This is a genomic window from Streptomyces sp. NBC_01237, from assembly GCF_035917275.1.
In the GTDB taxonomy this organism is placed as follows: domain Bacteria; phylum Actinomycetota; class Actinomycetes; order Streptomycetales; family Streptomycetaceae; genus Streptomyces.
Window position 1 is genome coordinate 3,857,178 of record NZ_CP108508.1, and the last position, 25,516, is coordinate 3,882,693.

Sequence of the window (25,516 nt, forward strand, 5' to 3'; positions counted from 1 at the left end):
CCCGCACGGCGGCCGGCCGGGGGCCGGAACCCGGACGACGCCCCACCGTTGGCGTAATGGCACGGCCCCACCGCACTCCTCGCCCCGTACGCCAGGACCACCCGAGCCCCCACCACGCCCGGGGCGCCTCAGGTCAGCAGCCCCCGCAGCGGAAACGCCGCCCGCCGGGTCGCCAGTACCGCCTGGTCCAGCCGGTCCGCCGGATCGTACCCGGCCTCCCACGGCTGCCAGGACGGCGTACGCCCGTCCGTCATCCGGGCCGGACCCAGCTGCCGCGTCCGGGCGTAGACCTCATCCCGCCACGACGCCGGAATCACCGACTCCGGGTCCACCGGCGCATGCGCGGCGATCCCCACCAGATGGGTCCAGGACCGCGGCACCACATCGACGACCGCGTACCCGCCGCCGCCCAGCGCCAGCCAGCGCCCGCCGTCCACATACGCGTGCGCGAGATCGTGGCAGGACGCCATCACGGCCCGCTGCGCGTCCAGCGACACCGCGAGATGGGCCAGCGGGTCCTCGAAGTGCGTATCGGCCCCGTGCTGGGTCACCAGCACCTGCGGCCGGAAATCCGCCACCAGCTCGGGCACCACCGCGTGGAACGCCCGCAGCCACCCGGCGTCCCCCGTACCCGCCGGCAGCGCCACATTCACCGCGCTGCCCTCACCCGCCCCGGAGCCGGTCTCCTCGGGCCATCCGGTCTGCGGAAACAGCGTGCGCGGGTGCTCGTGCATCGAGACGGTCAGCACCCGCGGGTCCTCCCAGAAGGCGGCCTGCACACCGTCGCCGTGGTGGACGTCCACATCGATGTACGCGACCCGCTCCACGCCCAGCTCCAGCAGCCGGGCGATGGCGAGCGCCGGGTCGTTGTAGACGCAGAACCCCGCGGCCGCACCCGGCATGGCGTGATGCAGCCCCCCGGTGAAGTTCACCGCGTGCCGGGTCTCCCCCCGCCACACGGCCTCCGCCGCTCCCACCGACAGCCCGGCGATCAGCGCGGACGCCTCGTGCATCCCGGAGAAGGCCGGGTCGTCCACGGTGCCGAGCCCGTACGCCTGATCCGCGGACCGGGGGTCCGCCGACGCGGCCCGTACCGCCGCCACGTAGTCCGCCCGGTGCACCAGCCGCAGCGTGGAGTCCCCGGCGGCCTTCGCCGCCCGTACGTCCACCGCCCCGTCGAGCCCGAACGCCCGCACCAGCCCCATCGTCAGGGCGAGCCGGACCGGGTCCATCGGATGGCTGTCCCCGAAGTCGTATCCCGTTACTGCGTCATCCCACATCAGCTGTGCGCGGCCGCTCATGCCCGCCACCGTATCGGGCGGGTTCCGCCCCGAACGACCGGGCGTGCACGAGGGTCGCGAGCACCAGGACCATCGGTACGAGCATCGCGCCCCGGTAGCTCCACGCGTCCCCGAGCGCCCCCACGAGCGGTGAACCGACGAGGAACCCCACGTAGTTGAAGATGTTCAGCCGGGCGATGGCCACATCGCTGGCCCCGGGGAACATCCGCCCGGCCGCGGCGAAGGTCTGCGGCACGATCACACAGAGCCCGAGCCCCAGCATCGTGAACCCGAGCATCCCCGCCCACGCCCCCGGCGCCACGGCCACCACCCCGAACCCGGCCGCCGCCAGCACGCTCCCGCCCCGCACCACGGCCACCGCCCCGAGCCGCCGCACCCCGATGTCCCCGACGGCCCGCCCCAGCAGCGTCGTCACCATGTAGACGTTGTACGGAACCGTCGACATCTGCTCCGAACTGCCCAGCACGTCCTGGAGGTACTTGGCACTCCAGTTGGAGACGGTCGAGTCCCCGATGTACGCGAAGCTCATCACGAGACACAGCGGCAGCAGCAGCCTGAACGGGACGGACACCCCAGCGGCCCCGTCCACCGCGGCATCCCGCTCCCGCGGCCCCTTCCCCTCCGTGTACCAGCGGCTGCCGAGGAACGCGGCGGGCAGCAGCACCACCACGGCGGGCAGGTAGGACACGAGCAACGACAGATCCCAGTGCGCCCCGGCCCAGGCCATCGACGCCCCGGCGATCCCACCGAGGCTGTACACGGCGTGGAACCCGAGCATGATGCTGCGCCCGTACGCCCGCTGAAGGCTGACGCCCATCATGTTCATCGAGGCGTCCAGCGCTCCCACCGCCAGCCCGAAGACCCCCAGCGCGAGGGCGACGTGCCACACCTCCCCGCCACCGCCCACCCCGAGCAGGGCCAGCAGCACGACGGGCTGCGCCCACCTCAGTACGGTCCCGGGCCGCACCCGCGCGACCACCTTCTCGGTGACCACGCTGCCGACCCCCGCCAGGATCGGCACGGCGGCCAGGAAGACGGGCAGCAGCCCGTCGGATATTCCGTACTGGTCCTGGATGGCGGGGATACGCGTCACGAGCAGAGCAAAGGTCACCCCTTGCACAAGGAAGCTCAACGCCAAGGAGGCCCGACCGTGCCGCAACCGCGCATCTGTCATGGCGGGAGCGTAGGGCCAGGATCTACCCGTGGGTAGATGGATCAGGCAAGCAATTCCGGCAGCTGAGCCATCTCGGAGAAGTAACCGGTCACGCCGGTCAGCCGGTCCGCCGGCATCATCGACGTAAACCCGTACACATCCATCCCGGCGGCCCGAGCGGCCTCGACACCGAGCGGGCTGTCCTCGATCACGACACACCGCTCCGGGGCGACCCCCATCCGTTCCGCCGCGTACAGGAACAGATCCGGCGCCGGCTTCCCCCGCCCGACATCCTCCGAGCTGAAGATCCACTCCTCCTCGAACCACTGGTCGAGCCCGGCCGCCCGGTGGCCGACCCTGATCCGTTCGTGGCTGCTGGACGAGGCGACGCAGTAGTCCACCCCGTCGGCGACCAGCGTCCCCAGCAGTTCCTGCACCCCGTCCACCGCCACCAGCTCCCGCCGGAACGCGGCGAAGACCCGCGCGTGCAGTGTCTCGTCGAAGTCTGCGGGCAGCTTCTCCCCGGTCCTCTCGGCGACGAGGTCGTGCACCCGGTGCACGGCGGCCCCCATGTAGTCGCGGAGCGACTCCTCGTAGGAGGTGGGGTGACCGAGTTCGGTGAGGTAGCCGGCGAGGATGGTGTTGGAGATCGGCTCACTGTCGACGAGCACACCATCGTTGTCGAAGATGACCAGTTCGTAGCGCATGGTTCGACCCTAGACGTTCAGAACGCAGAAAAGCCCCGTGCCACAAGGCACGGGGCTTTCCCGGAAAAATTGTTCGGCGGCGTCCTACTCTCCCACAGGGTCCCCCCTGCAGTACCATCGGCGCTGAAAGGCTTAGCTTCCGGGTTCGGAATGTAACCGGGCGTTTCCCTAACGCAATGACCACCGAAACACTATGAAATTAACCAACACCGGAACACAACACGGCCGTTCGTTATTTCAGAACTAACACAGTGGACGCGAGCAACTGAGGACAAGCCCTCGGCCTATTAGTACCAGTCAGCTCCACCCGTTACCGGGCTTCCACATCTGGCCTATCAACCCAGTCGTCTACTGGGAGCCTTAACCCTTCAAGAGGGTGGGAATACTCATCTCGAAGCAGGCTTCCCGCTTAGATGCTTTCAGCGGTTATCCTTTCCGAACGTAGCCAACCAGCCATGCCCTTGGCAGGACAACTGGCACACCAGAGGTTCGTCCGTCCCGGTCCTCTCGTACTAGGGACAGCCCTTCTCAATATTCCTACGCGCACAGCGGATAGGGACCGAACTGTCTCACGACGTTCTAAACCCAGCTCGCGTACCGCTTTAATGGGCGAACAGCCCAACCCTTGGGACCGACTCCAGCCCCAGGATGCGACGAGCCGACATCGAGGTGCCAAACCATCCCGTCGATATGGACTCTTGGGGAAGATCAGCCTGTTATCCCCGGGGTACCTTTTATCCGTTGAGCGACAGCGCTTCCACAAGCCACTGCCGGATCACTAGTCCCGACTTTCGTCCCTGCTCGACCCGTCGGTCTCACAGTCAAGCTCCCTTGTGCACTTACACTCAACACCTGATTGCCAACCAGGCTGAGGGAACCTTTGGGCGCCTCCGTTACTCTTTAGGAGGCAACCGCCCCAGTTAAACTACCCATCAGACACTGTCCCTGATCCGGATCACGGACCCAGGTTAGACATCCAGCACGACCAGAGTGGTATTTCAACGACGACTCCACAACCACTGGCGTGGCCGCTTCAAAGTCTCCCACCTATCCTACACAAGCCGAACCGAACACCAATATCAAACTATAGTAAAGGTCCCGGGGTCTTTCCGTCCTGCTGCGCGAAACGAGCATCTTTACTCGTAGTGCAATTTCACCGGGCCTATGGTTGAGACAGTCGAGAAGTCGTTACGCCATTCGTGCAGGTCGGAACTTACCCGACAAGGAATTTCGCTACCTTAGGATGGTTATAGTTACCACCGCCGTTTACTGGCGCTTAAGTTCTCAGCTTCGCACACCCGAAAGTGCACTAACCGGTCCCCTTAACGTTCCAGCACCGGGCAGGCGTCAGTCCGTATACATCGCCTTACGGCTTCGCACGGACCTGTGTTTTTAGTAAACAGTCGCTTCTCGCTGGTCTCTGCGGCCACCCCCAGCTCACCGAGTAAATCGGATCACCAGTGATGGCCCCCCTTCTCCCGAAGTTACGGGGGCATTTTGCCGAGTTCCTTAACCATAGTTCACCCGAACGCCTCGGTATTCTCTACCTGACCACCTGAGTCGGTTTAGGGTACGGGCCGCCATGAAACTCGCTAGAGGCTTTTCTCGACAGCATAGGATCATCCACTTCACCACAATCGGCTCGGCATCAGGTCTCACCCTTATATGTGTGACGGATTTACCTACCACACGGGCTACACCCTTACCCCGGGACTACCACCGCCCGGGCTGGACTACCTTCCTGCGTCACCCCATCGCTTACCTACTACAAGTCTGGTTCATCGGCTCCACCACTACCCTCAACTCCGAAGAGATCGGGCCGGCTTCACGGACTTAGCATCGCCTGATTCAGTACTGGGCGTTTCAAAGCGGGTACCGGAATATCAACCGGTTGTCCATCGACTACGCCTGTCGGCCTCGCCTTAGGTCCCGACTTACCCTGGGCAGATCAGCTTGACCCAGGAACCCTTAGTCAATCGGCGCACACGTTTCTCACGTGTGTATCGCTACTCATGCCTGCATTCTCACTCGTGAACCGTCCACAACTCGCTTCCGCGGCTGCTTCACCCGGCACACGACGCTCCCCTACCCATCCCAGCCCCCGTTGGGGGTATGTGCTGGAATGACACGACTTCGGCGGTACGCTTGAGCCCCGCTACATTGTCGGCGCGGAATCACTTGACCAGTGAGCTATTACGCACTCTTTCAAGGGTGGCTGCTTCTAAGCCAACCTCCTGGTTGTCTCTGCGACTCCACATCCTTTCCCACTTAGCGTACGCTTAGGGGCCTTAGTCGATGCTCTGGGCTGTTTCCCTCTCGACCATGGAGCTTATCCCCCACAGTCTCACTGCCGCGCTCTCACTTACCGGCATTCGGAGTTTGGCTAAGGTCAGTAACCCGGTAGGGCCCATCGCCTATCCAGTGCTCTACCTCCGGCAAGAAACACACGACGCTGCACCTAAATGCATTTCGGGGAGAACCAGCTATCACGGAGTTTGATTGGCCTTTCACCCCTAACCACAGGTCATCCCCCAGGTTTTCAACCCTGGTGGGTTCGGTCCTCCACGAAGTCTTACCTCCGCTTCAACCTGCCCATGGCTAGATCACTCCGCTTCGGGTCTTGAGCGCGCTACTAAATCGCCCTGTTCGGACTCGCTTTCGCTACGGCTTCCCCACACGGGTTAACCTCGCAACACACCGCAAACTCGCAGGCTCATTCTTCAAAAGGCACGCAGTCACGACTGACAGCACAAGTGCTGCCAGCGACGCTCCCACGGCTTGTAGGCACACGGTTTCAGGTACTATTTCACTCCGCTCCCGCGGTACTTTTCACCATTCCCTCACGGTACTATCCGCTATCGGTCACCAGGGAATATTTAGGCTTAGCGGGTGGTCCCGCCAGATTCACACGGGATTTCTCGGGCCCCGTGCTACTTGGGTGTCTCTCAAACGAGCCGTTAATGTTTCAGCTACGGGGGTCTTACCCTCTACGCCGGACCTTTCGCATGTCCTTCGCCTACATCAACGGTTTCTGACTCGTCTCACAGCCGGCAGACTATGAAAGAGAGATCCCACAACCCCGCATGCGCAACCCCTGCCGGGTATCACACGCATACGGTTTGGCCTCATCCAGTTTCGCTCGCCACTACTCCCGGAATCACGGTTGTTTTCTCTTCCTGAGGGTACTGAGATGTTTCACTTCCCCTCGTTCCCTCCACACTGCCTATGTGTTCAGCAGCGGGTGACAGCCCATGACGGCTGCCGGGTTTCCCCATTCGGAAACCCCCGGATCAAAGCTTGGTTGACAGCTCCCCGGGGACTATCGTGGCCTCCCACGTCCTTCATCGGTTCCTGGTGCCAAGGCATCCACCGTGCGCCCTTAAAAACTTGGCCACAGATGCTCGCGTCCACTGTGCAGTTCTCAAACAACGACCAGCCACCCATCACCCCGTCGCATTCGACGAGTTCACTGGGGCCGGCAACCGAAGGACAGACTCAAACGAGTCCGTACCCTCAGATACCCAACAGCGTGCCCGACCCGACCGATCCCTCCCCACGTTCCACGCCGAAGCAGTACTAGTGAAAAACAACCTGTCGTGCCGAGTAGTCAACGTTCCACCCATGAGCAACCAGCACCGAACATTCGCCGGTGTACTGGCCTCTGACCAAACCGAAGCCTGGTAAGAAGTGCTCCTTAGAAAGGAGGTGATCCAGCCGCACCTTCCGGTACGGCTACCTTGTTACGACTTCGTCCCAATCGCCAGTCCCACCTTCGACAGCTCCCTCCCACAAGGGGTTGGGCCACCGGCTTCGGGTGTTACCGACTTTCGTGACGTGACGGGCGGTGTGTACAAGGCCCGGGAACGTATTCACCGCAGCAATGCTGATCTGCGATTACTAGCAACTCCGACTTCATGGGGTCGAGTTGCAGACCCCAATCCGAACTGAGACCGGCTTTTTGAGATTCGCTCCGCCTCGCGGCATCGCAGCTCATTGTACCGGCCATTGTAGCACGTGTGCAGCCCAAGACATAAGGGGCATGATGACTTGACGTCGTCCCCACCTTCCTCCGAGTTGACCCCGGCAGTCTCCTGTGAGTCCCCATCACCCCGAAGGGCATGCTGGCAACACAGAACAAGGGTTGCGCTCGTTGCGGGACTTAACCCAACATCTCACGACACGAGCTGACGACAGCCATGCACCACCTGTATACCGACCACAAGGGGGGCACCATCTCTGATGCTTTCCGGTATATGTCAAGCCTTGGTAAGGTTCTTCGCGTTGCGTCGAATTAAGCCACATGCTCCGCTGCTTGTGCGGGCCCCCGTCAATTCCTTTGAGTTTTAGCCTTGCGGCCGTACTCCCCAGGCGGGGAACTTAATGCGTTAGCTGCGGCACCGACGACGTGGAATGTCGCCAACACCTAGTTCCCAACGTTTACGGCGTGGACTACCAGGGTATCTAATCCTGTTCGCTCCCCACGCTTTCGCTCCTCAGCGTCAGTAATGGCCCAGAGATCCGCCTTCGCCACCGGTGTTCCTCCTGATATCTGCGCATTTCACCGCTACACCAGGAATTCCGATCTCCCCTACCACACTCTAGCTAGCCCGTATCGAATGCAGACCCGGGGTTAAGCCCCGGGCTTTCACATCCGACGTGACAAGCCGCCTACGAGCTCTTTACGCCCAATAATTCCGGACAACGCTTGCGCCCTACGTATTACCGCGGCTGCTGGCACGTAGTTAGCCGGCGCTTCTTCTGCAGGTACCGTCACTCTCGCTTCTTCCCTGCTGAAAGAGGTTTACAACCCGAAGGCCGTCATCCCTCACGCGGCGTCGCTGCATCAGGCTTTCGCCCATTGTGCAATATTCCCCACTGCTGCCTCCCGTAGGAGTCTGGGCCGTGTCTCAGTCCCAGTGTGGCCGGTCGCCCTCTCAGGCCGGCTACCCGTCGTCGCCTTGGTAGGCCATTACCCCACCAACAAGCTGATAGGCCGCGGGCTCATCCTTCACCGCCGGAGCTTTTAACCCCCGCCCATGCAGGCAGGAGTGTTATCCGGTATTAGACCCCGTTTCCAGGGCTTGTCCCAGAGTGAAGGGCAGATTGCCCACGTGTTACTCACCCGTTCGCCACTAATCCACCCCGAAAGGCTTCATCGTTCGACTTGCATGTGTTAAGCACGCCGCCAGCGTTCGTCCTGAGCCAGGATCAAACTCTCCGTGAATGTTTTCCCGTAATCGGGACACACATCACGAGAGCGGAACGACCGGTCGGAATAAGACCAGTCGTTCACAGCGTCCTCGCTGTGTAATTGCCCACCGGAACCGTAAGGCCCGGCAGGACTTTCAAAGGAACCACCAACCTGCTGAAGCAGGCCGGGGTATCAACATATCTGGCGTTGACTTTTGGCACGCTGTTGAGTTCTCAAGGAACGGACGCTTCCTTCGGTCCCGTTTCACCGGGGCCCTCCGGGCGCTTCCCTTCGTGTTCTTGCGTTTCCGACTCTATCAGACTCTTTCGTGTCCGATTCCCGGTCGAAGCGGGCCGAGCATTTTTCGCTTTCCAGTTCTTCGCTTTCGCGTTTCCCTTTCCGGCGAGTCCGACTCTATCAGATCCTTTCGGGCCTGATTCCCAGTCAGCGGGGCTTGTCTTCCCGGCTGTTGGGCCGTTCCGACGAGTGAGACTTTAGCGGATTCCTTGGCTCCGACGCTAATCGGGGCTGCGTTCCTTCGAACGCGGATTCCTCATTTCGCGAATGCGCACGAAAAGCAGCGCGACACGTGGTCGCTCGTTTGTCGTGGTTACTGCGGAATGGCTGTCCGGGGACCGACCGGGGTCGGCGCTCACGTCGGACAACTCGGAGCACACTACGGATCTGCTCGGGGCGTGTCAACCCCGGTCCTGGTGGGTGCTTCGTGGAAGGCCTGGCGGTAGGCGTGGGGGCTGGTGGAGAGGTGCGCCGCGAAGTGCTGGCGCATGGTGATCTCGCTGCCGAAGCCCGTGCGGCGGGCCACCTCGGGGAGGGGGTGGTCGGTGCGCTCCAGGAGCTTCTGGGCTGCGGCGATGCGCTGGGTGATCAGCCAGCGCAGTGGGGTCGTGCCCGTGGTCGCCTGGAAACGGCGGGCGAAGGAGCGCGGGGACATGCCCGCACGGGCGGCGAGGGTGGCGACCGTGTGGGGTTGGGCCAGATGGGTCAGGGCGTGGGCGCGTACCGACGCGAGGGCGTCGGCGTCGCGGTCGGCGTGCGGGGTGGGCTGCTCGATGAACTGGGCCTGGGTCCCCGTACGGAACGGAGCGGTGACCATCGAACGGGCGATCGCCGCCGCGGCTTCGGCCCCCTGCGTCGTACGGACGAGGTGGAGGCACAGATCGATTCCGGCCGCGGTGCCCGCCGACGTCCAGATGTTGTCGTCATGGAGGAAGAGCGCGTCCGGGACGACGGTGACCCGGGGGTGGTGGGTGCGCAGGAGCTCGGTGAGGTTCCAGTGGGTGACGGCCCGGCGGCCGTCGAGGAGGCCGGCCTGGGCGAGGGTGAACGCCCCTCCGCAGAGCGCGGCGATCGGGGTGCCCCGGCCGTGGGCCAGGCGCAGTGCGTCCAGGACCGGGGCGGGGGCCGGGGTGAGGTGGTCGTCGAGGCCGGGGACCACGATCAGGTCGGCCCGGGACAGCCAGGCCAGGGTGCGGTCGGGAGTGAGGCCGAGGCCGCCGCGCAGAGGGATCGGGGCCGGGTCGGCTGCGGTACGGCGCAGGTCGAAGGCGGGGACCCCGCGGTCGGTGCGGTCCACGCCCCACACCTCCGTGATGACGGAGACGTCGAACGCCCGGATACCGGGGAAGGCCACGAGTGCGATGCGCATCGTGGCAGTAAACCATCGGTCGATGACTTCTGCCGGTCTGGGCGAAGGACGCGGGGAGGCGCAGGATCGAAGCATGGAGATCACGGAGAACGCGGCGCTGGTGGTGGTGGACGTCCAGAAGGGGTTCGAGGAGGAGACCTACTGGGGACCCCGGAACAACCCGGACGCGGATCGGAACATCGCCGGGCTGATCGACGCGTGGCAGACGAGCGGGCGGCCCGTCGTGTTCGTACGGCATGACTCGGACAAGCCCGATTCGCCGCTGCGGGCGGGGTACCCGGGCAACGACTTCAAGCCGTACGTGGAGGAGCGGCGGGGGAAGGGGAGCGGCGGTGAGCTGTTCCTGACGAAGTCGGTGAACTCCGCCTTCTACGGGACGCCCGATCTGGATGCCTGGCTGCGGGAGGCCGGGGTGCGGCAGATCGTGGTGGCCGGGATCCAGACCAATATGTGCGCGGAGACGACGGCGCGGATGGGCGGGAACCTGGGGTACGAGGTGTTCTTCGCGCTGGACGCGACGTACACGTTCGACGGTGTCGGGCCCTGGGGGTGGACGCTCGGCGCCCAGGAGCTGGCGCGGGCCACCGCCGTGACGTTGCACGGCGGCGGTTTCGCGCAGGTCGTGAGGAGCGGGGAGCTGGTGGCCGCGGTGGCGGTCTGACGGTCAGCCGTTGCCGGAGGCCAGCTCGCGGCTGCGGTCCCGGGCGGCTTCCAGGGCCGCGATGAGGGCGGCGCGTACGCCGTGGTTCTCCAGTTCGCGGATGGCGCTGATGGTGGTGCCGGCCGGGCTGGTGACGGCCTCGCGGAGCTTGACCGGGTGTTCGCCGCTGTCCCGGAGCATGACGGCGGCGCCGATGGCCGCCTGCACGATGAGGTCGTGGGCCTGGGCGCGGGGCAGACCGAGCAGGATGCCCGCGTCGGTCATCGCCTCGACCAGGAAGTAGAAGTACGCGGGGCCGGAGCCGGAGAGGGCGGTGGCCGCGTCCTGCTGGGACTCCGGGACCCGGAGGGTCTTGCCGACACCGCCGAAGATCTCCTCGGCGGTGGCGAGGTGCTCGGTGGTGGCGTGGCTGCCGGCCGAGATGACGGACATGCCCTCGTCGACGAGGACGGGGGTGTTCGGCATGACGCGGACCACGGGGGTGTCCGCGGTCAGCCGGTCCTCGATGAACGCGGTGGTGATGCCCGCGGCGGCGCTGATGACCAGGCGGTCGGCGGTGGCATGGGGGGCGAGTTCGTCGAGCAGCCTGCCCATGTCCTGGGGCTTGACCGCCAGGATGAGGATGTCGGCGCTCTTGGCCGCCTCGGCGTTGGTGACGGACTCGACGCCGTAGCGGGTACGGAGCTCTTCCGCGCGCTCGGCGCGGCGGCTGGTCACCAGCAGGTCGGCGGGGCGCCAGCCCGCCCGGATCATGCCGCTGAGCAGGGCTTCGCCGATCTTGCCGGTGCCGAGGACTGCGACTGTCTGGGTCATGCGTTCACCCTCCGGGCGGTGCTCTGTGCTGTTGGGTCGTCCTCGTCATCCTCGCACCGGGGCCTACCGGTTCCTGGGGCGCTTGCCCTTGGCCGTACGGCGGGCCGCCGGGTTGCCGGTGCGGGCGGAGCGGCGCTTCGTGTACTGGGCGAGGGCCGTCTCGTACTCCGTACGCCGCAGCTTCTCGCCGGGTGCCTCCAGGAGCGAGCGGCAGAAGTATGCGAGCAGGGAGCCGATGAAACCGATCGACTTGAGGCCGCGCAGATTGTCCTCACGGTCCGGGTCCGCCGGGCGGGCGCCGAAGCCTTCCCACGTCTTGCGGAAGGCGATGGCGCTGCAGATGCCGAACATCAGGATGACCAGCATCCCGATCAGGCTGCCGACCTCCGCGATCTCCAGGCCCTGATAGGCGAACCGGAGCACGAAGCACGCGGCGGCCGCCGCGGCGAGCGAGCCGATCGCGGCTCCGGCGCGCCGCAGCCCGTAGCCCCCGTCGCGGTCGACCCAGGTCGTACCGAAGAAGCGGAGGGGCTCGGGCTGCGGGCCGGGGGCGGTGGTGGTGCCGCCGGACGCGACCGCGTCGGTGGGCGGGGTACCTGGTGCTTCGCTGTTCTCGCTCACGGAGTCGATTATCCCCGGACGGGTGGTGGTCGCGTCGGACCGGCCCGCACGTGCGGGCCGGTGTCAGTCGCAGCGCGGGGCGACGTACCCGTCACTGCCGGTGTGGACGTACGCGTCCGAGATGAACTGGCCGTTGGCGATGTTGTCCCACAGGTTCGTGGTGCCGTACGGGCCGGTGACCCGCTCCCCCGGCTTCTGGCAGTAGACCGGGACCTTCATCCCGTACGGAAGGGTCCGCACGATCCGGTAGTTGGTGCCGGGGCCGACCCGGACGTTGACGCGGTAGCCCGGTGCGATCGGGTACTTCTGAAGGTCGTCGGAGGCGGCTTCGACGGTGGCTGCCACCCCCGTGACCGTTGCCGTGTCCGCTGCCGTGTCCACCGTGGTGACGCTGTCTTCAACACCCATGGGTGCCTCCCCCGTTGAGTAACCATGACTACGACGCGCAGGCTAACAAGCCCCACGCCGCTCGCACGCACCATCGACTAGGCTCCGTGCGTCGCGCTTGCGCACGAACACACGGGGGTGGGCGATGCCGCCGCTGCGAGGGACCGGAGCCAATCCGGAAGCGGAGCATCCGGAGTACGCCGGTACGTATCGGCTTGAGGCATGCCTCGGATCGGGCGGCATGGGTGTCGTGCACCTGGCCCGCTCCGCATCGGGGCTCCAGCTCGCGGTGAAGGTGGTGCACGGGCCGTACGCGGCGGACCCCGAGTTCCGGGCGCGTTTCCGGCAGGAAGTGGCGGCGGCACGACGCGTGAGCGGGGCGTTCACCGCACCGGTCGTGGACGCCGATCCGGCCGCCCCGCGCCCCTGGATGGCCACGCTCTACGTGCCCGGCCCCACCCTCGCCGAGCAGGTGAAGCGGAACGGCCCCCTGGCCCCCGCCGAGCTGCGCAGGCTCACCGCGGGGCTGGCCGAGGCGCTGCGCGACATCCACCGGGCCGGGGTCATCCACCGCGATCTCAAGCCGAGCAACGTGCTGCTCTCCGATTCCGGGCCCAAGGTCATCGACTTCGGGATCTCCCGGCCGTACGACAGCGATCTGCGCACCGAGACGGGCAAGCTGATCGGCTCGCCCCCTTATATGGCGCCCGAGCAGTTCCAGCGGCCCCGCGAGGTCGGTCCCGCCGCCGATGTCTTCGCCCTGGGGGCCGTGCTCGTCCACGCGGCGACCGGCAGCGGGCCCTTCGACTCGGACAGCCCGTACATCGTGGCGTACCAGGTGGTGCACGACGAGGCGGATCTCGCCGGGGTGCCCGGGGATCTCGCGCCGCTGGTCGGCCGGTGTCTGGCGAAGGACCCGGCACAGCGGCCCACGCCGGACGAGATCATGGCGGCGCTGCGTCCACCGTCGTACGAGGCCGCCGCGTTCATACCGGCACAGCGGCGGCCGGCGGCCGTGGAGGCGGCCGACGGGCCCACCACCCATGTGCGGGCCGCGCCCCCGGTCGTACGGCGCCGGCCGCGCGGCCGGCTCGTGGCGGCGGGCGTCGCGCTGCTCGTGCTGGTGACCGGCGCGGGCGCGGCGGCGCTGGGGGTGTGGGGCGATCAGGACGATCCGCATCCGCACACCCCGGCGGGCGGCAGGAAGGCGGCGGCGGCCTTCGCGCCGTGGCGGACCCCGCTGCGGACCACCGGCAGTGACACCCCCGTCTGCTCCTCGGGCGGGAGCTCCGCCGCCGGGGCCGCGGCCGGGGTCTACTGCGCGGTGGCCGGGGCGGGCATCGCGCGCCTGGACCCCGCGGACGGCCGCGTGCTCTGGTCGGACCGGAAGGGCGCGCGCGAGGGTGCGTCGCCGCCGGTGGTCGCGGGCGGCCTCGTCCACAGCGCGGACCCGGGCGGGACGCTGCGCGCGTACGACCCGGCCGGGGGCACGCGGATACGGGAGACCGATGTGTCCGCGTACCCCGACGCCCCGTTCCCGGCGGGCGGCACGCTGCTGCTGGTCACGGACGACGGCAGGGTGAAGGCGCTGGACGGCGCGACCGGGAAGGCCCGCTGGGGGCACACGGTCCCCGGGCACCTGCGCCCCGACTTCGCCGTCCACGACGGCGCGTCCGGGCTGGCCTACGCCTTCGAGCACTCGGCCTCCGGCTCGACCACGCTCGTCACCGCGGTCGACGCGGACAACGGCCGGACCGCGTGGCAACGGCGGCTGGACGGGATACTCACTCCCGCCGGGACCGCCGACGGTGCGCTCGTCCTGACGGCGATGAACGAGGACTCGGAGACCGTCGCGCTCATCCGCTACGACCCCGGGCCGCGCACCCTGACCCGGATCGGACTGCCCTTCCGGATGAACGATCCGCAGGTGGTGCTGGGCGGCGACACCGCGTATCTGCTGGCACGGGGCGGAACGCTGCTCGCCCTCGACACCCGCTCGCACGGGAAGGCCGAACTGTGGCGCCTGGAGACGGGTGTCGGGCGCACCTCGGCCCCCGTCCTCGGGCCGGGCGAGCAGCTGTACTTCTCCGCGGCGGACGGGCGGCTGCTGGCCGTCGACACCGGGCGGGGCGCGCTGGTCGGTCAGACCCGCGCCCGGCTGCGGGAGGGCAGGCTCACCTATGCGTCGGTGCTGCCCGCGCCCGTCGCGGTGGGGCGGATCGTGGTGGGTACGGCCCCGGACGGCTCGGTCTTCGCCGTCGACGGACGGGACCCGGGGAGCTGGTGAAGCGGGGGCCGGTGAAGCGGCCCCACGGCGAACGGCCACCGGAGCCGTAGGCGCCACGCCTCTGGAAGCGTCCTGCGGTCGTCGGCCCCCGGCCCTGGGACCGCGCCTCGCCCGCCGGCCGTCGGCCCCCGGCCGGGCGGTCACGGAAACCGGGCCCGTCCGCACCCGTGGGTGGCGGCGGGCCCGGTGACGTACCGCTCGGGTCAGCCCAGCTTGGAGACGTCGCGCACGGCGCCCCGGTCCGCGCTCGTCGCCATCGCCGCGTACGCCCGCAGTGCCGCCGAGACCTTGCGCTCGCGGTTCTTCGGGGCGTAGACGCCGTTCAGCGCCTCGCGGCGGGCGGCCAGTTCGGCGTCGGGGACGAGGAGCTCGATGGACCGGTTCGGGATGTCGATGCGGATGCGGTCGCCGTCCTCGACGAGCGCGATCGTGCCGCCCGATGCCGCCTCCGGCGACGCGTGGCCGATCGACAGGCCCGACGTACCGCCGGAGAAGCGGCCGTCGGTGACCAGCGCGCAGCTCTTGCCGAGGCCGCGGCCCTTGAGGAAGGACGTCGGGTAGAGCATCTCCTGCATACCCGGACCGCCGCGCGGGCCCTCGTAACGGATGACGACGACGTCGCCCTCCTTGATCTCCTTGCGGAGGATCTTGTCGACGGCCGCCTCCTGCGACTCGCAGACGACCGCCGGGCCCTCGAAGGTCCAGATCGACTCGTCGACACCGGCCGTCTTCACGACACAGCCGTCCACCGCGAGGTTGCCCTTGAGGACCGCGAGACCGCCGTCCTTGGAGTACGCGTGCTCCAGGTCGCGGATGCAGCCGCCCGCGGCGTCCAGGTCGAGGGTGTCCCAGCGCTCGGACTGGGAGAAGGCGGTCGCGGAGCGGACGCAGCCGGGGGCGGCGTGCCACAGCTCGACGGCCTCGGGCGACGGGGAGCCGCCGCGCACGTCCCAGTTCTTCAGCCACTCGGCGAGGGAGTCGGAGTGCACCGAGTGCACCTCCTCGTTGAGCAGCCCCGCGCGGTGGAGCTCGCCGAGGAGGGCGGGGATGCCGCCCGCCCGGTGGACGTCCTCCATGTAGTACGTACCGCCGGGGGCCACGTTCGGGGCGACCTTCGACAGGCACGGGACGCGGCGCGAGACCTCGTTGATGTCGTCGAGGTCGTAGGCCAGCTCCGCCTCCTCGGCGGCGGCGAGCAGGTGCAGGATCGTGTTGGTCGAACCGCCCATCGCGATGTCCAGCGCCATCGCGTTGTCGAACGCGGCGCGGCTGCCGATCGCGCGGGGCAGGACCGTCTCGTCGTCCTGCTCGTAATAGCGCTTGGTGATCTCCACGACCGTGCGGCCGGCGTCCTCGTACAGCGCCTTGCGGGCGGTGTGCGTGGCGAGGACGGAACCGTTGCCCGGGAGGGAGAGGCCGAGGACCTCGGTCAGACAGTTCATCGAGTTGGCGGTGAACATGCCGGAACAGCTGCCGCAGGTGGGGCAGGCGTTCTCCTCGATACGGAGGATGTCCTCGTCGGAGATGCTCTCGTCCACGGCGTCGCTGATCGCGTTGACCAGGTCGAGCTTGCGGACGGTGCCGTCGACCAGGGTGGCCTTGCCGGCCTCCATCGGGCCGCCGGAGACGAAGACCGTCGGGATGTTGAGGCGCATGGCGGCCATCAGCATGCCGGGGGTGATCTTGTCGCAGTTGGAGATGCAGATCAGCGCGTCGGCGCAGTGCGCCTCGACCATGTACTCGACGGAGTCGGCGATCAGGTCGCGCGACGGGAGGCTGTAGAGCATCCCGCCGTGGCCCATCGCGATGCCGTCGTCCACGGCGATGGTGTTGAACTCGCGGGGCACGGCGCCCGCGGCCTTGATCGCCTCGGAGACGATCCGGCCGACCGGGGCGAGGTGGGTGTGGCCCGGGACGAACTCGGTGAACGAGTTGGCCACCGCGATGATCGGCTTGCCGATGTCCTCGCTCGCTACGCCCGACGCCCGCATAAGGGCGCGGGCGCCCGCCATGTTGCGGCCGTGGGTGACAGTGCGGGACCTCAGCTGCGGCATCGCGCTCGCTCCTTCGACAGAAAAGACTGTCTTCGAGCGTACGCCTCGAATCCAAGATCTGGACACGGCGTCCGGATTTCGGGACGCGGTGCTCAGGGAACGGGCGGTGCACGGGCTCCGGGTCCGGGTCCGTGTACGGCTCCGGCCCAGGTCAGGAGGGTCCGGCCCGGTCCGGCCCGGGAGTCAGGCTTCCGTGAAGTATCTCTGCAGGGTCGGGCCCACCATCGCGATGATCTCCTCCGGGTCCGCCGAGGCCAGCGGCTCCGCCTTGATCACGTACCGCAGGATCGCGATGCCGACCATGTGCGAGGCCGCCAGTTCCGCCCGGAAGGTCGGGTCCGGTACGTCCAGTTCCGCCGCGATCCGCTCCAGCAGCCGCCGCAGGACGAAGCCGCGCAGGACCGACGCCGCCGCTTCATGGGTGAGCGCCGAGCGCAGGATCGCCAGCAGCGGGGCCCGGGTGGCCGGGTTCTCCCACACGGAGAGGAAGTAGCGGATCAGCCGTTCGCCCAGGCCGTCCGTCGAGCCGCCGATGAGCCCGGGGATGACCAGGGCGGGTTCGAAGGAGACCTCTATGGCGGCGGCGAAGACCTCGTCCTTCGTACCGAAGTAGTGGTGGACCAGGGCGGCGTCCACGCCCGCCGCCCCGGCGATGCACCGGATCGACGTCCTGTCGTAGCCGCGCTCCGCGAATTCGGTACGGGCCGCTTCGAGGATGCGGGTACGGGCGTCGGGGCCGGTTTCCCCGGCGGTACGGGAGGGGCGGCCGCGGCGCCGGGGGGCGGGGACCGCTCCGGGCGTCACGCGCTCCTCGGCTTCCTCTCGCCTCTCGTGCGTCACGTGCTTCTCGGGTGTCACCCGCTTCTCGGGCCTACCGGGTTTCACGTGTGGGGGCCTGGGCCGAGGACGCCAGGTGGAGCCGGGTGAAGGCGAGCGCCTCCGCGAGGTCGGCCTCGCGTTCGGCGGAGGACATGGCGCGCCGGGTGTTGACCTCGATGACGACATGGCCGTCGAACGCGGTCCGGGCCAGCCGTTCCAGCAGCTCCGCGCAGGGCTGGTCGCCCCGGCCGGGCACCAGGTGCTCGTCCTTGCTGGAGCCCTTGCCGTCGGCGAGGTGGACGTGGGCCAGCCGGTCGCCCATCCGGTCCACCATGGCCAGCCCGTCCGTGCGCGCGGTCGCGGTGTGCGACAGGTCGACCGTGAAGTGCCGGTAGTCGTCGTTGGTGACGTCCCAGTCGGGGGCGTACGCGAGCATCTCCCGGTCCCGGTAGCGCCACGGGTACATGTTCTCGACGGCGAACCGCACATCGGTCTCGTCCGCCATGCGCCAGATGCCGGTCACGAAGTCACGCGCGTAGTTGCGCTGCCAACGGAACGGCGGGTGGACGACGACGGTCGACGCGCCGAGCCTCTCCGCGGCCGCCCTGGCCCGCTGGAGCTTCACCCACGGATCGGTGGACCAGACCCGCTGGGTGATGAGGAGGCAGGGCGCGTGCACGGCGAGGATCGGCACCCCGTGGTAGTCCGAGAGCCGTCGCAGGGCCTCGATGTCCTGGCTGACCGGGTCGGTCCAGACCATGACCTCGACCCCGTCGTAGCCCAGGCGCGCGGCGATCTCGAAGGCCGTCGCGGTCGACTCCGGGTAGACCGAAGCCGTCGACAGGGCGACCTTCGCATCGGGGATGCGCACCACTGGTTCTGCCACCTGGACAGCGTACGGGCAGCGATGCGCCCCGCCGAGGGGCACCGGCCGAAAGTGACCAGGGCCATGACGGGCCTCCCGTACCCGCGAGTCCCGTGCCCGTACCGGCGTCCGCGAACGGCATCCACGCGGGCTGCGTCAGTACAGGACGGCCTGTTCCGCCGGGAGGTGGTCCAGGCGGCGCAGGATGACACCCTCGCGCAGCGCCCAGGGGCAGATCTCCAGCTCCTCGACCCCGAACAGGTCCATCGCGCCCTCCGCCACCAGCGCCCCGGCCGGCAGCTGGGCGGCGCGTCCCTCGGAGACTCCGGGGAGCCGGCCCCGCTCCTCGACGGTCATCGCCGCGAGTTTCGGCACCCACTCCTCCAGCGCCCTGCGGGTGAGGGAGCGCTGTACGTACAGCCCGTCGGTGGAGCGTGCGGCGCCCGCGATCCTGGCGAGCTGTTTGAAGGTCTTGGAGGTGGCGACGACGTGGTCGGGGCGGCCGAAGCGGCTGAACTCGCCGACGCTCCGGGCGATCCTGGCCCGTACGTGGCGGCGCAGCGCCCTCACCTCCTCCGGTGTCGCCGGGCCGGCCGGCAGCCAGGCCGCGGTGAGGCGTCCGGCCCCGAGCGGCAGCGACACCGCGGCATCGGGCTCCTCGTCGATGCCGAACGCTATCTCCAGGGAGCCGCCGCCGATGTCCAGGACCAGCAGCTTCCCGGCCGACCAGCCGAACCAGCGGCGGGCGGCGAGGAAGGTGAGCCGGGCCTCCTCCTCACCGCTGAGGACCGCGAGGTCGACGCCCGTCTCGTCGCGTACCCGGGCCAGCACCCTGTCCGCGTTGGTCGCTTCCCGCACCGCCGATGTGGCGAACGCCAGGACGTCCTCGCACCCCTTGTCCTCGGCGGCCTGGACCGCTCCGGCGATGGTCGACACCAGCCGGTCCACGCCCACGGGGCCGATGGCCCCGTCCGCGTCGAGGAGTTCGGCCAGCCGGAGCTCGGCCTTGTGCGAATGCGCGGGCAGCGGGCGGGCACCGGGGTGCGCGTCCACCACCAGCAGATGAACCGTGTTCGACCCCACGTCGAGGACTCCGAGTCTCATACCGGAACGCTACTGCGGCCGGTCGGCGCCGGTCGGTCTTACTCTTGGCGCGTGCCAAAGACGAAAAAGGCGAAGCCGGGCAAAGCCACGAAGAAGCAGAAGACGAACCGGGAGACATCGCAACCGGAAAAGAACGGACCGAACGGGTCCGACGAGACGGGCATCGACTTCGCGCGGGCCTGGGTGGAGTTCCCCGACCCCTCGGACGACGAACAGATCTTCCGCTGCGATCTGACGTGGCTGACCTCCAGGTGGAGCTGCATCTTCGGCAGCGGCTGCCAGGGAATCCAGGCGGGCCGCGCCGACGACGGCTGCTGCACGCTGGGCGCCCACTTCTCCGACAAGGACGACGAGAAGCGGGTGGCCGGCCATGTCGCACGGCTGACACCGGAGCTGTGGCAGTTCCATGACGTCGGTACGCAGACGGGCTGGGTCGGCGTCGACGAGGACGGCGAACGCCAGACGCGTCGCTGGGAGGGCTCCTGCATCTTCCAGAACCGGCCCGGATTCGCGGCCGGTGCGGGCTGCTCGCTGCACATCCTGGCGCTCCGGGAGGGCAAGGAGCCCCTCGAAACGAAGCCCGACGTGTGCTGGCAGCTGCCGATCCGGCGTACGTACGACTGGATCGACCGGCCCGACGACACGCGCGTGCTCCAGGTCTCGATCGGTGAGTACGACCGCCGGGGCTGGGGTCCCGGCGGCCACGATCTGCACTGGTGGTGCACCTCGGCCACCTCGGCGCACGGGGCCGGGGACCCGGTGTACGTCTCCTACCGCCCCGAGCTCACCGAGCTGATGGGCAAGGAGGGCTACGACCGACTGGTCGAGCTGTGCGAGGAGCGGCTGTCGTCGCTGCTGCCGATGGCTCCGCACCCGGCCGATCCGCAGCCCGGTCCGGCGGCCTGACCTCCCAGCCGCGCTCCCCACGGACCGACGGCCCGCAGGCCCTGACCGGCCCCCGCGGGCCGTCAGTCCGTGGGGACCGGTCCTGACGGGCCGGTGGGCGGGTCGGACGGCTCCGGGGAGGCCGGCGGGTCGGACGGTGGTGGGTCCGCGGTGCCCGTCGGGCCGGGGGTGGGAGCCGTCGGGGTCGGGGTGGGAGCGGTGGGGCCGGTGGGATCCGGCGTGGGCCGGGTCGGGTCCGTACCCGGGTCCGGCGGGCGGGGGGTGGGGCGCGTCGGACGCGACGGGCCGCCGTTCGCCGGGGACGTGGCTCCGTACCCCTCGAACTCGACCACGGCCCCGGAAGGGGCGATGCCGATGCGTGCGCTCCAGCGCCCGTCCGGCTCCACCGCGTGGTTCACCGAGACCCGGATCGTGACGCTCTCACCGGCGGCGAGACTGCCCGCCGTGCGGCTGAGGCGCAGCCATGGCGCGTCCACCCACGCCGACCAGGCGAGGTGGCCGCTGCCGGAGGCGGTCAGGGTGATGGTCGTGACGTCTCCGGAGGACCGGGCGGTGACGGCGAGGCGGCCGGGGCCGTGCTGTCCGTCGCCGGTGCTGATGACCTCGGCCGTCACGCCCGGCACACGGGCGCCGTCCGGGAAGCGGCCCTTCTTTCCGGGACGGGCGTTGCCCGCGTTCTCGTAACGGTCGTACGGGGCTCCGTCCATGCCGCCCCTGCCGTCCATCTCGGTCGCGGTGACCGAGGAGCCGTCGTGCCCCTCACCGGTGTGCGGCGCACCCCGGTAGGCGGCCCACAGGGCGATCACGGGGGCGGCGACGACCGTCGCGACCACGGTCGTCGTCACCACCCGGGCGCGCAGCCGGTCCCGGCGCGCGGCGTGGTCCTTCGGGTCCAGCGGGTAGCCCGCCCGGTCGAAGCGCGGGGTGTGCGGCCTGGAGCGCCGGGCGTGGACCATGGCGACCCGCACGGAGGGGCGGGGCGCCTCGACCACCGGCAGCACGGCGGTGGGTGTGACGGCGGCTCCGGGCCAGGGACCGGCGGCACCGGCCCGTTCGGCGACGCGACGGCAGCGGGGGCAGTCGTCGACGTGCCGGACGAGTTCACGGCGCAGCGCGGCGGAGAGCAGGACCCGGTGGTCGCCGGTGAGACGGGCGACGGTGGGGCAGTTCCCGGTCTCGACCACGGCGAGGGCGGCGCGGGTGCGCTCGACCTCACAGACGGCGGCTGCCAGCAGTTGCCGGGCGCCGGCGGGCTCCAGGCCGAGTACGGAGGCGATGGCGCGCGGGGTGAGCCGGTGGCGTACCGCGAGTTCGAGCGCCTCCCGCTGTTCCGGGGTGGTGCCCGCCGCCTCGGGCCAGGCGAGCTTGGCCAGTTCGCGCCGCCGTGCCTCGGCGGCCGGGGACTCGGCGGGGGCCGGGACGGCCGCTTCCTCCGGGGTGGGGGGCGTGGCGAGGCCCGTCGGGGGTGCGCCGGGGAGGGACACCGGCGCGCGGTGGTTCACGTGCGCCGGTGCCTGCGCGGCCCAGGTCTGGGCGGCGTCGGGCTGCGCGGACTTCAGACGGGCGGACGGCATGCGCGTGGCCCGGGTCTCCTTCGCCGGGTGGCGGTGGGCGTGGCGGCCGCGGTTGCGCTCGGCCAGCTTGCGCAGGCATGTCCACCTGGCCAGCGCGTACAGCCAGGTTCTACGTTCCTCCGCGCCCGCGGGGCACCGGCCGTCCTGCCGCTCCGCGATCACCAGGACCGCGCCGAGCGCCTCGGTGGCCGCTTCGTGGTCGCAGAGCACGGAGAGGCAGTAGGTGAAGAGTCCGTCGAGGTAGGGCTCGTCGCCTGCGGGCAGCCGCAGTGCCGACGCGTGGGGCGCACGTCGGTGCGCACGGTGTGCGCCGGTGGTGTGCGTGGGGGGCTCCAGCCTGCTGCTCGTCACCCGGCGACCGTAGGCATTGAGGACATGCCCTTAGTACCCCTTCAGTACTTTTAACCCTTACGGGTGAACGTATCCCCCAAAAGGGGACAGGAGTCACCGATTCCGCCGCGAGCGCCCCCGCACGCCCCCGCCCCGGGCGGCACTGTCGTACCGCCCCTATACGGTGACGCCATGGCTGCCCGTACGAAATCCACGAAGGACCGGCCGTCCTACCGCTGCACCGAGTGCGGCTGGACCACCGCGAAGTGGCTCGGCCGCTGCCCCGAGTGCCAGGCGTGGGGGACGGTCGAGGAGTTCGGCGGCGCCCCCGCCGTGCGGACGACCGCGGCCGGCCGCGTCTCCACCGCCGCCGTCCCGATCGGCCAGGTCGACAGCCGCCAGGCCACCGCGCGCTCGACCGGCGTCGGAGAGCTGGACCGGGTGCTGGGCGGGGGGCTCGTACCGGGCGCCGTCGTGCTGTTCGCGGGCGAACCGGGCGTCGGCAAGTCGACGCTGCTGCTGGACGTGGCCGCCAAGGCGGCGAGCGAGGACCACCGCACGCTCTATGTCACCGCCGAGGAGTCCGCGAGCCAGGTGCGGATGCGCGCCGACCGGATCCGGGCGATCAACGACCACCTCTACCTCGCGGCGGAGACCGATCTGTCCGCGGTGCTCGGCCATCTGGACGCGGTCAAGCCCTCGCTGCTCGTGCTCGACTCCGTCCAGACCGTCGCCTCGCCCGAGATCGACGGCGCACCCGGGGGCATGGCCCAGGTCCGCGAGGTCGCCGGGGCGCTCATCCGGGCCTCCAAGGAACGCGGGATGGCCACGCTCCTGGTCGGCCATGTCACGAAGGACGGCGCGATCGCCGGGCCGCGGCTGCTGGAACACCTGGTCGACGTGGTGCTGTCCTTCGAGGGCGACCGTCATGCCCGGCTGCGTCTGGTGCGCGGCGTCAAGAACCGCTACGGGGCCACGGACGAGGTCGGCTGCTTCGAGCTGCACGACGAGGGCATCACCGGGCTCGCCGACCCGTCGGGCCTCTTCCTCACCCGTCGCGACGAGCCGGTGCCCGGCACCTGTCTGACCGTCACCCTGGAGGGCAAGCGGCCGCTGGTCGCCGAAGTGCAGGCGCTGACGGTCGACTCCCAGATCCCCTCACCCCGGCGCACCACCTCCGGTCTGGAGACCTCCAGGGTCTCGATGATGCTGGCGGTGCTGGAGCAGCGCGGCCGTATCAGCGCGCTCGGCAAGCGGGACATCTACAGTGCGACGGTCGGCGGCGTGAAGCTCACCGAACCCGCCGCGGACCTGGCGATCGCGCTCGCCCTGGCCAGCGCGGCCAGCGACACCCCGCTGCCGAAGAACCTGGTCGCGATCGGTGAGGTGGGCCTCGCGGGCGAGGTCAGAAGGGTCACCGGAGTCCAGCGCAGGCTGGCCGAGGCGCACCGCCTCGGCTTCACCCACGCGCTGGTCCCGACCGACCCGGGGAAGGTCCCGTCCGGTATGAAGGTCACGGAAGTCGCCGACATGGGCGACGCTCTGAGGGTGCTCCCGCGCCGGTCTCGTCCGGAGGCACCACAGGAGGACGGCGCGCGCCGGTAGACTTTGCCCTGGTCTCGCCCGCCCGTACGAACGGTATGAGGGACGCAAGGGCATCGCAAACCTGTGACCGGAGGAGTGCAGTGGCAGCCAACGACCGGGCGGCATCGCCCGGAAAGTCCGGCCAAGGCACCGGCAACGAGGCGCTGATGCGCGCCTCGTTGAGCGCGGTCGCGCCCGGAATGGCCTTGCGGGACGGCCTGGAGCGCATCCTCCGCGGCAATACCGGTGGACTGATCGTCCTCGGTATGGACAAGACCGTCGAGTCGATGTGCACCGGCGGATTCGTGCTGGACGTGGAGTTCACCGCGACGCGGCTGCGCGAGCTGTGCAAGCTCGACGGCGCGCTGATCCTCGACAAGGACATGACCAAGATCCTGCGGGCCGGTGTGCAGCTGGTGCCGGACGCGTCCATCCCCACCGAGGAGACCGGCACCCGCCACCGCACGGCGGACCGGGTCTCCAAGGCGTGCGTCTTCCCGGTCGTCTCGGTCTCGCAGTCGATGCGGCTGATCGCGCTGTACGTGGACGGGGAGCGGCGGGTCCTTGAGGAGTCCTCCGCGATCCTGTCCCGGGCCAATCAGGCGCTCGCGACGCTGGAACGGTACAAACTGCGGCTCGACGAGGTCGCGGGCACGCTCTCCGCGCTGGAGATCGAGGACCTGGTGACGGTCCGGGACGTGACGGCGGTCGCCCAGCGCCTGGAGATGGTGCGCAGGATCGCGACCGAGATCGCCGAGTACGTGGTGGAGCTGGGCACCGACGGGCGGCTGCTCTCGCTCCAGCTGGACGAGCTGATCGCGGGTGTCGAGCCTGAGCGGGAACTGGTCGTGCGTGACTATGTGCCGGAGCCGACGGCCAAGCGGTCCCGCACGGTCGCGGAGGCGCTGACCGAGCTGGACGCGCTGAGCCACACGGAGCTGCTGGAACTGGCCGTGGTGGCACGGGCGTTGGGGTACAGCGGCTCGCCGGAGACGCTGGACTCGGCGGTGTCCCCGCGGGGATTCCGGCTGCTGGCGAAGGTGCCGCGGCTGCCGGGAGCGATCATCGAGCGGCTGGTGGAGCACTTCGGCGGTCTGCAGAAGCTGCTGGCCGCGAGCGTGGACGATCTCCAGACCGTGGACGGTGTCGGGGAGGCCAGGGCGCGGAGCGTGCGGGAGGGGCTGTCGCGGCTGGCGGAGTCGTCGATCCTGGAGCGGTACGTCTAGGGGTGGCGGGGGTTTTGTCCTCAAGCGCCGGACGGGCTGGGGTGTGACGCCCTGCCGGGCCGGTGTCGTGCCGGGCCCACGGGGCGGGGGCTCCGTCCTCAAGCGCCGGACGGGCTGAGGTTGGCCGGACTGCTGGGGGTGGCCCCTGCCAAGGGGGACCGGCCTGCCGGGTGCGCCTTGTGCCAGGCCCAACGCAGCGACGGCTCCGTCCTCAAACGCCGGACGGGCTGGAGCTGGCGCCCTGGTTCCGTCGTCAAACGCCGGGCC

Annotated in this window: 17 protein-coding genes and 3 rRNA genes; 5 read left to right on the top strand and 15 right to left on the bottom strand. The window is 69.0% G+C overall.

What is annotated here, in order from left to right; translation table 11 throughout:
- Nucleotides 1-128: 128 nt before the first annotated feature.
- The 7 genes from OG251_RS17070 to OG251_RS17100 all read right to left on the bottom strand — a co-directional run bounded on the left by OG251_RS17070 (nt 129) and on the right by OG251_RS17100 (nt 10,018).
- Nucleotides 129-1,301, bottom strand: a complete 1,173-nt coding sequence (locus OG251_RS17070) for an acetoin utilization protein AcuC (RefSeq protein WP_326677999.1) — start codon at nt 1,299-1,301, stop codon at nt 129-131.
- The gene (locus OG251_RS17075) at nt 1,270-2,475 is read right to left on the bottom strand and encodes an MFS transporter (RefSeq protein ID WP_326678001.1); all 1,206 of its coding nucleotides are present in this window, start codon (nt 2,473-2,475) and stop codon (nt 1,270-1,272) included. The genes OG251_RS17070 and OG251_RS17075 overlap by 32 nt, the downstream gene beginning before the upstream one ends.
- A gap of 41 nt (nt 2,476-2,516) precedes the next feature.
- Nucleotides 2,517-3,161, bottom strand: coding sequence for an HAD family hydrolase (locus tag OG251_RS17080; protein WP_073725520.1), 645 nt, complete (start codon nt 3,159-3,161; stop codon nt 2,517-2,519).
- Between the two features lie 71 nt (nt 3,162-3,232).
- A 5S ribosomal RNA gene (gene rrf / locus OG251_RS17085) occupies nt 3,233-3,349 on the bottom strand.
- A 79-nt stretch (nt 3,350-3,428) separates the two neighbouring features.
- A 23S ribosomal RNA gene (locus OG251_RS17090) occupies nt 3,429-6,554 on the bottom strand.
- A 305-nt stretch (nt 6,555-6,859) separates the two neighbouring features.
- Nucleotides 6,860-8,385, bottom strand: a 16S ribosomal RNA gene (locus OG251_RS17095).
- The 16S, 23S and 5S rRNA genes sit together here, the layout of an rRNA operon.
- 643 nt (nt 8,386-9,028) lie before the next feature.
- On the bottom strand, nt 9,029-10,018 hold the full coding sequence (locus OG251_RS17100) for a GlxA family transcriptional regulator (RefSeq protein ID WP_326678002.1): 990 nt from the start codon (nt 10,016-10,018) through the stop codon (nt 9,029-9,031).
- A gap of 73 nt (nt 10,019-10,091) precedes the next feature.
- Between OG251_RS17100 and OG251_RS17105 the strand changes: the two genes are divergently transcribed.
- Nucleotides 10,092-10,679, top strand: a complete 588-nt coding sequence (locus tag OG251_RS17105; RefSeq protein ID WP_326678003.1) for a cysteine hydrolase family protein — start codon at nt 10,092-10,094, stop codon at nt 10,677-10,679.
- Nucleotides 10,680-10,682: 3 nt separating this feature from the next.
- Here the strand turns inward: OG251_RS17105 and proC are convergent, their stop codons facing one another.
- From proC to OG251_RS17120, 3 genes are all read right to left on the bottom strand, one after another.
- Nucleotides 10,683-11,492 (bottom strand): pyrroline-5-carboxylate reductase, encoded by an 810-nt coding sequence (gene proC, locus OG251_RS17110; RefSeq protein WP_326678004.1) that lies wholly within the window; start codon nt 11,490-11,492, stop codon nt 10,683-10,685.
- 63 nt (nt 11,493-11,555) lie between these two features.
- Nucleotides 11,556-12,113, bottom strand: coding sequence for a hypothetical protein (locus OG251_RS17115; protein WP_326678005.1), 558 nt, complete (start codon nt 12,111-12,113; stop codon nt 11,556-11,558).
- Nucleotides 12,114-12,176: 63 nt separating this feature from the next.
- Nucleotides 12,177-12,521, bottom strand: coding sequence for an SH3 domain-containing protein (locus tag OG251_RS17120; RefSeq protein WP_326678006.1), 345 nt, complete (start codon nt 12,519-12,521; stop codon nt 12,177-12,179).
- Nucleotides 12,522-12,645: 124 nt separating this feature from the next.
- On the opposite strand from OG251_RS17120, the gene OG251_RS17125 reads away from it, so the two are divergent.
- Nucleotides 12,646-14,787 (top strand): serine/threonine-protein kinase, encoded by a 2,142-nt coding sequence (locus OG251_RS17125; protein WP_326681293.1) that lies wholly within the window; start codon nt 12,646-12,648, stop codon nt 14,785-14,787.
- A gap of 203 nt (nt 14,788-14,990) precedes the next feature.
- On the opposite strand, the gene ilvD is transcribed toward OG251_RS17125, so the two are convergent.
- The 4 genes from ilvD to OG251_RS17145 form a co-directional block, all read right to left on the bottom strand.
- A complete protein-coding gene (ilvD, locus tag OG251_RS17130; RefSeq protein WP_326678007.1) occupies nt 14,991-16,841 on the bottom strand; it encodes a dihydroxy-acid dehydratase in 1,851 nt (616 codons plus the stop codon).
- Between the two features lie 183 nt (nt 16,842-17,024).
- Nucleotides 17,025-17,645 carry a TetR/AcrR family transcriptional regulator gene (locus OG251_RS17135; RefSeq protein ID WP_326678008.1) on the bottom strand — a complete coding sequence of 207 codons (621 nt, stop codon included), beginning with the start codon at nt 17,643-17,645 and terminating at the stop codon, nt 17,025-17,027.
- Between the two features lie 67 nt (nt 17,646-17,712).
- The gene (locus OG251_RS17140) at nt 17,713-18,546 is read right to left on the bottom strand and encodes a sugar phosphate isomerase/epimerase family protein (protein ID WP_326678009.1); all 834 of its coding nucleotides are present in this window, start codon (nt 18,544-18,546) and stop codon (nt 17,713-17,715) included.
- A gap of 135 nt (nt 18,547-18,681) precedes the next feature.
- Complete coding sequence (locus tag OG251_RS17145; RefSeq protein ID WP_326678010.1) at nt 18,682-19,629, bottom strand: Ppx/GppA phosphatase family protein; 948 nt, start codon at nt 19,627-19,629, stop codon at nt 18,682-18,684.
- Between the two features lie 51 nt (nt 19,630-19,680).
- Here OG251_RS17145 and OG251_RS17150 point away from each other — a divergent pair, with 51 nt between their 5' ends.
- Nucleotides 19,681-20,535 (top strand): hypothetical protein, encoded by an 855-nt coding sequence (locus OG251_RS17150; protein ID WP_326678011.1) that lies wholly within the window; start codon nt 19,681-19,683, stop codon nt 20,533-20,535.
- A 62-nt stretch (nt 20,536-20,597) separates the two neighbouring features.
- Here OG251_RS17150 and OG251_RS17155 read toward each other — a convergent pair whose 3' ends face one another.
- Complete coding sequence (locus OG251_RS17155; RefSeq protein WP_326678012.1) at nt 20,598-22,460, bottom strand: BACON domain-containing protein; 1,863 nt, start codon at nt 22,458-22,460, stop codon at nt 20,598-20,600.
- Nucleotides 22,461-22,631: 171 nt separating this feature from the next.
- Here OG251_RS17155 and radA point away from each other — a divergent pair, with 171 nt between their 5' ends.
- Together radA and disA are read left to right on the top strand one after the other, a co-directional pair.
- Entirely contained in the window at nt 22,632-24,044 is a 1,413-nt protein-coding gene (gene radA, locus OG251_RS17160) for a DNA repair protein RadA (RefSeq protein ID WP_326678013.1), read from the top strand.
- 80 nt (nt 24,045-24,124) lie between these two features.
- Nucleotides 24,125-25,249: a DNA integrity scanning diadenylate cyclase DisA gene (gene disA, locus OG251_RS17165; protein ID WP_326678014.1), complete on the top strand. Its 1,125-nt coding sequence runs from the start codon at nt 24,125-24,127 to the stop codon at nt 25,247-25,249.
- Nucleotides 25,250-25,516: the final 267 nt, after the last annotated feature.

Excerpts from the sequence above, each read along its gene's own strand:
- OG251_RS17070 (WP_326677999.1), bottom strand. The coding sequence starts at position 1,301 with ATGAGCGGCCGCGCACAGCTGATGTGGGATGACGCAGTAACGGGATAC.
- OG251_RS17075 (WP_326678001.1), bottom strand. The coding sequence starts at position 2,475 with ATGACAGATGCGCGGTTGCGGCACGGTCGGGCCTCCTTGGCGTTGAGC.
- OG251_RS17080 (WP_073725520.1), bottom strand. The coding sequence starts at position 3,161 with ATGCGCTACGAACTGGTCATCTTCGACAACGATGGTGTGCTCGTCGAC.
- OG251_RS17100 (WP_326678002.1), bottom strand. The coding sequence starts at position 10,018 with ATGCGCATCGCACTCGTGGCCTTCCCCGGTATCCGGGCGTTCGACGTC.
- OG251_RS17105 (WP_326678003.1), top strand. The coding sequence starts at position 10,092 with ATGGAGATCACGGAGAACGCGGCGCTGGTGGTGGTGGACGTCCAGAAG.
- proC (WP_326678004.1), bottom strand. The coding sequence starts at position 11,492 with ATGACCCAGACAGTCGCAGTCCTCGGCACCGGCAAGATCGGCGAAGCC.
- OG251_RS17120 (WP_326678006.1), bottom strand. The coding sequence starts at position 12,521 with ATGGGTGTTGAAGACAGCGTCACCACGGTGGACACGGCAGCGGACACG.
- OG251_RS17125 (WP_326681293.1), top strand. The coding sequence starts at position 12,646 with ATGCCGCCGCTGCGAGGGACCGGAGCCAATCCGGAAGCGGAGCATCCG.
- ilvD (WP_326678007.1), bottom strand. The coding sequence starts at position 16,841 with ATGCCGCAGCTGAGGTCCCGCACTGTCACCCACGGCCGCAACATGGCG.
- OG251_RS17145 (WP_326678010.1), bottom strand. The coding sequence starts at position 19,629 with ATGAGACTCGGAGTCCTCGACGTGGGGTCGAACACGGTTCATCTGCTG.
- radA (WP_326678013.1), top strand. The coding sequence starts at position 22,632 with ATGGCTGCCCGTACGAAATCCACGAAGGACCGGCCGTCCTACCGCTGC.